At 45.6% G+C, this 3,447-nt stretch carries 2 protein-coding genes; both read right to left on the reverse strand.

Going from position 1 to position 3,447, the window contains the following annotated elements:
* A partial coding sequence (locus F6K20_RS29900; protein ID WP_287297123.1) for a RecQ family ATP-dependent DNA helicase occupies positions 1 to 666 on the reverse strand: 666 nt, incomplete at its 3' end.
* Positions 667 to 745: 79 nt separating this feature from the next.
* The coding region (locus F6K20_RS29905; RefSeq protein ID WP_287297125.1) for a HEAT repeat domain-containing protein at positions 746 to 3,447 on the reverse strand (2,702 nt) is incomplete at its 5' end.

The following is a 3,447-nucleotide window of genomic DNA, read 5'->3' on the forward strand; positions in this document are numbered from 1 at the left end:
TCTTTGCCGTTGTTTTGGTTGAACGTCGTAGTAAAGGTTAGGACGGTTGAAACTGGCGATGTGAACCTTGGGCTGTCGCAATTCCAGTTGTTGGATAATGTCCTGTTGGACTCGATTAGTGGCAGTAGCGGTCAGCGCCAGCACTGAGCTATTAGGATAGCGGTTACGTAATAGTTTTAGTTGCCGATAGTCTGGGCGGAAATCATGCCCCCATTGTGAGACGCAGTGAGCTTCATCAATGGCAAAGGTGGGAATACCGATTTGCGATCGCACTCTATCCAAAAATGGGATAAACTGTTCTGCCAGTAACCGTTCTGGTGATACGTAGAGTAATTTTATCTTACCCTCAAGGATAGCAGCTTCCCGCGATCGCATTTGTTGGAAGCTCAAGGTACTATTGATAAAGGTAGCCCCAATGCCATTATCTTCCAAAGACGTCACTTGGTCTTGCATCAAGGAAATCAGAGGAGATACCACAACGGTTAATCCCGGTTTCAGTAGCGCTGGCAGTTGGTAGCACAAGGATTTACCACCCCCAGTGGGCATGATAATCAGTAAATCCTGATTTTGCAGCGCCTCTTCAATAATCTGTTGCTGTCCTGGCCGAAAACAGTCGTGACCAAAAAAATGTTTAAGGGCATGCTCCAGGGATGGCGACTGTTCCATGGTCGTGAGGGGATTGCGATCAGTTGATTGTTGGGATAAGATTATTATGCCTAAAAACTATAACATAGAGCGCTACTCCCTATTCCGTACCTACAACCAAATCCCACAGCACATCAATACCACTGCCCACATAGTCTGAATCCTGGTGTTGTTCAATCCATTCAATCACAGCAGGGAGAATATGATTGGATGTTTTGCCCAAATTGCCCAAGGCTTGGGCTGCGCTGCTACGCACAAAAGAATCATTATCCTGAAGCAGAGCTAGTAGGGCGTTGACTACAGCTTCTGAGCTGTTTCCCAATTTGCCCAAGCCTATGGCTGCCCCTTGACGCACATAAGAGCGATCATCCTGAAGCAGAGCTAGTAGGGCGTTGACTACGGTTTCTGAGTTGTTGCCCAAGTTGCCCAAGCCTATGGCTGTCTTCCCACGAACATAAGAGTGATCATCCTGAAGCCTTGCTAGAAGGGCATTGACTACGGTTTCTGAGCTGTTGCCCAAGTTGCCCAAGGCTCTGGCTACCTGCCCACGCACATCAGAATTATCATCATGAAGCCGTGCTAGAAGGGCGCTGACTAAGGTTTCTGAGCTGTTACCCAATTTACCCAACCCTCTGGCTGCTTGACCGCGCACAAAATAATTATCATCTTGAAGCCTTGGTATTAGGGCGCTGACTACGGTTTCTGAGCTGTTGCCCAAGTTGCCCAAGCCATAAGCTGCCCTCCAACGCACAAAATAATCATCATCCTGAAGCCGTTCTATAAGGGTGCTGACTAAGATTTCTGAGCTGTTGCCCAAGTTGCCCAAGGCATCGGCTGCACTCACACGTACATCAGGATCGGGATCCTGAAGCCGTGCTAGGAGGGTGCTGACTACAGTTTCTGAGCTGTTGCCCAATCTGCTCAAGGCATCGGCTGCCCACCCACGCACATTAGAATTCTCATCCTGAAGCTTTGCTAGGAGGGTGATGACTACAGTTTCTGAGCTGTTGCCCAATTTACCCAAGGCTCTGGCTGCCCTCCAACGCACATCAGAATTCTCATCCTGAAGCTTTGCTAGGAGGGCGTTTATTACAGTTTCCGAGCTATTGCCCAATTTATCCAAGGCATCGGCTGCACTCACACGCACATCAGAATTCTGATCCTTTAGCTGTGCTAGCAATATTGTAATTACCTGATCCTTTTCCCCTAACTCGGCTCGATAGTGGAGCAATCGGCACTCATTAATTCGATCGGATTGCTCTTTCAACAATGCCAATACCTGTGCTTGAAAATCCGTTTCATATAAACTACAAATTACCTGAAAAACCTCCTCGCGAATCTTCTTGGCAACCCGATTTTTACTAGTCACCTCCAACTCAACCAACCGCTCCAAAATCTCTTGCACCAACCCACGATCAGCACCACGCAAATTATTCGGGTCTTCCGCCAAACAACTACCAGCAAACAATAAATCCCGATGCAACCACTGCTCATAGTTACTCTTATTAGTCAAAACTGCCCGAATCGCCCTCGCCGCCTTTTTCGGTTTTTGTTGTGCTATCAACAATAGTAACACTTCGCGCCAGTGGTAGTCATGCAAATGCTCCCGAATCTGACTCAAAACAATTTCAAAATCCCCCTCATTATCCGCCTGATAGTCAATTTCTTCAGCACACAAATATTCCTGAAAGGTCTTATGGACAAAACCATAACAATTTTGCCCTTGTTCATTCAACAAACCCGTGCGATCGCGAATCAAGGTTACAAATGCTTCTGCTTCTTCTTCAGCTTGGTATAACTGCACCTGCTTCAAGGTTTTAATCTGCTGACTCAACTGATCAATCAACTCATCTTGGTTAATCAAGGTGCCACCTTCATTATTGCCAACATTTCCCTGAGTATGAATCCAATAAGCCAACAATTCCATCAATCGGCGCAAATCATATAAGTCTAGATACTTAAATAATCCCTGACTGCTGATTTCTTTGTTAGCATCCCAAGAGGTTAACAACGTCTTGACAGCACAATTATAAAGATCAAAGCGTTCTTTAGGTAATACTGCTTGATACCGATGAATCAATGCAATAATTGTCAACAATAACGGATTCCGTGCCAATAGCTTAATCCGGTCATGTTCATCTAGCGCCTTTCGTAAACTCTGCTTACGCCTTTCAGCTTCAGCTTGGTCTTGAAACCTGCTGTTATACCAGTTATCAATAAACGCCGAAATCTTCTGGTCATCAAACGGTTCAATTTGATAGTGGGGAAATTCCTCAGTATGGAAAAAGTCGCGTCGATAGCCAGCCGGTCTAGATGTAATAATAGCGCGATTTCTGTCAAACTGTCCCAAAAAATTCTCGATGCGCCTGACTACATCATTCCGTTTAGCCTCTTCTGGCACTTCATCCAAACCATCTAGCAATATCAACGCCCTCCCATCAGATAACCAATGCTCAAAAAATCCTACTGGTAACGGTTTCACTGACATCGTGTTTTCAGCAAATACCCGAGCATAGTCGATCAGGCTTTTATCGAGATTTATCGCAAAATCTCGCATCCTAATTAAAATCGGTAGCCAGTCCGTATCAGCATCTAATCCTAAAATCTCAGGATTTTGCTGAGCCAACATTACTGCAAAATAACTCATCAAGGTGGTTTTTCCGGAGCCTGGCGCACCCAATATCACTACTCGTCTTGATTGACTTTGGCTCAATAACTGCTCCGCCAATAATTTGCGGCCAGTCGTCTTTGCTAATAGTGCTATTTCTGAGGTTTCCCCACTACCAGCTGCTAACAAATCCA

Origin of the sequence: Moorena sp. SIO2C4 (assembly GCF_010672485.1) — a bacterium.
GTDB lineage: Bacteria > Cyanobacteriota > Cyanobacteriia > Cyanobacteriales > Coleofasciculaceae > Moorena > Moorena producens.